This window comes from Emticicia sp., assembly GCF_049241225.1.
Taxonomy (GTDB): Bacteria; Bacteroidota; Bacteroidia; order Cytophagales; family Spirosomataceae; genus Emticicia.
In genome coordinates this window covers 8,569-10,855 of record NZ_JBMLRC010000137.1, presented here as the reverse complement: position 1 = coordinate 10,855, position 2,287 = coordinate 8,569, and the positions used below count along the sequence as shown (strand labels likewise).

The window sequence follows — 2,287 nt, the reverse complement described above, 5'->3', positions numbered from 1 at the left end:
GGTGTTTTGGCGGGTTATTATCCTTCATTTTTCTTGTCATCTTTCCGACCAATTGAGGTGCTAAAAAGTAAACTCAACGCTAATTTCCGCCGTTCAAATTTCCGAAATGCTTTAGTTACTTTTCAGTTTGTTACGTCGTTGGTTTTGGTTATTTCAACCTTTATCATTTATCGCCAGCTCAATTACATTCAACACAAAAATTTAGGTTTTTCGAAAGACCAAATCTTGGTCGTGACGGGCACTTCTTCGCTGCGAGACAACAATAATGTTTTCAAAGAAGAAGTGAAAAAGATGGCAGGCGTAAAAAATGCCACTTTTGCGGGATTTTTGCCAGTAGCTAACTCTTCAAGAAGCGATAATACCTTTTCAACCGAGGCGGTTTTTAATACCCAAAATAGCTTTAATATGCAAGCATGGGAAATTGATGAAGATTATATCCCAACGCTCGATATGGAGATTTTAAAAGGTAGAAACTTCTCGAAAGCATTCAGCACCGACTCTTCGGGCATCATTCTAAACGAGCAAGCGGCCAAATTACTCGGTTTTGATGACCCAGTCGGTAAAAAACTATACATCAATAACGGAAACCCCAATGATGTTGAAGCTCTGACGGTTGTGGGTCTTGTCAAGAATTTTCACTATTCATCTATGCGTGAGGCAGTTGGGCCTTTGTGTTTTCGTTATGGCCGAAGTGCGTGGGTAACGGCCTTTAAAATCAATACCGAAGAGCCACAAACGCTTATTAAACAAATAGAAGCAAAATGGAAAGTTTTTGCTCCCGAAATGCCTTTCAACTATCATTTTATGAACGAATCGTTCGATGAAATGTACCGAGCCGAACAACGAATTGGTCAAATTTCTTTGATTTTTGCGGGGCTTACGGTCTTGATAGCTTGCTTGGGTTTATTTGGGCTAATCACCTACATCGCTGAGCAACGTACCAAAGAAATTGGCGTCAGAAAAGTGCTGGGAGCGAGTATCTGGAGCATCGTTCAGTTGCTCTCAAAAGACTTCCTAAAACTGGTTTGTTTGGCCTTTGTGATAGCTTCGCCATTGGCTTATTATGCCATGAATACTTGGCTGAAAGATTTTGCATTTAAGACTAATATTTCGCCTTGGGTTTTTGTGATAGCAGGTATAATTACTTTGTTAATCGCCTTATTAACAGTGAGTTATCAGGCCATCAAAGCTGCCTTGATGAACCCGGTGAAATCTTTGAAAACGGAATAGCCCCCTGCCCCCGATGGGGGAGTTTTCAGGGAATTTAATAACATTTTTTCAAAACGCCGACCTCTGCGTAATTCCCCCATCGGGGGTTAGGGGCTTTTATGATACGCAATTACTTAAAAATCGCCTTCCGAAATCTTGTCAAGAACAAGGTTTACTCATTTATCAATATCTTAGGTTTGGCCACGGGTATGGCCGTGGCAATGCTCATTGGTCTGTGGATTTATGATGAATTCTCAACCAATAAGCACTTCAAAAACTACGACTCGCTTTATCAAGTAATGATGCACCAAACCTTTGATGGGCATCGTGGCACACAACTGGCTTTGCCTTATCCTTTGGGAGAAGAATTAAAGAATAAATTTCCTGATTTTAAGGCCGTTGCGATGTGCGACTGGGGTAGCAATCATTCCTTGATTTATGGCGATAAGAAAATCAATAAATTCGGGCATTATATCGGTGAAGAAGCCATTGATATGTTTTCGTTGGAGATATTAAGTGGTGATAAAAATCCGCTGCATGAACCCTACTCGATAGTGCTGACCGATGAAATTGCCAAAACTTTTTTTGGCAATGAAAACCCAATCGGGAAAATCATAAAATTAGATAATGAGCATAACCTAAAAGTTACGGCGGTGGTTGCCAAACAACCCAAAAATAGTAGGCTTACGTTTGACTATCTGATGCCATTTCATCTGCAAGAAAGTTTGTTCGACTACATCAAAAAATTCCATAAAACCAACTGGGCAAATAATTCTTGGCCAGTTTATGTGCAGCTAAACGAAAACGCAAATCCCGAAAGCATCAATGCAAAAATTAAGAATGTAGTCCGAGAACACTTCTCAGATAATCCGTTGATGCTCAATGTAGTAAAGCCCGAATTGCTTATTCATCCGATGTCGAAATGGCGATTATACGGTGAGTTTGAAAATGGCGTAAATACGGGTGGCTATATCAAATACGTGCGAATGTTCGGTATTTTGGGCTTCATTGTTTTGCTGATTGCCTGTATCAATTTCATGAATTTGAGTACGGCAAGGTCTGAAAAAAGAGCCAAAGA

General features: G+C 40.2%; 2 protein-coding genes. Both read left to right on the top strand.

The window, feature by feature from the left end:
- The coding region (locus ACOVO2_RS08270) for an ABC transporter permease (RefSeq protein WP_421769506.1) at positions 1-1,230 on the top strand (1,230 nt) is incomplete at its 5' end.
- Between the two features lie 98 nt (positions 1,231-1,328).
- A partial coding sequence (locus tag ACOVO2_RS08265) for an ABC transporter permease (protein WP_421769505.1) occupies positions 1,329-2,287 on the top strand: 959 nt, incomplete at its 3' end.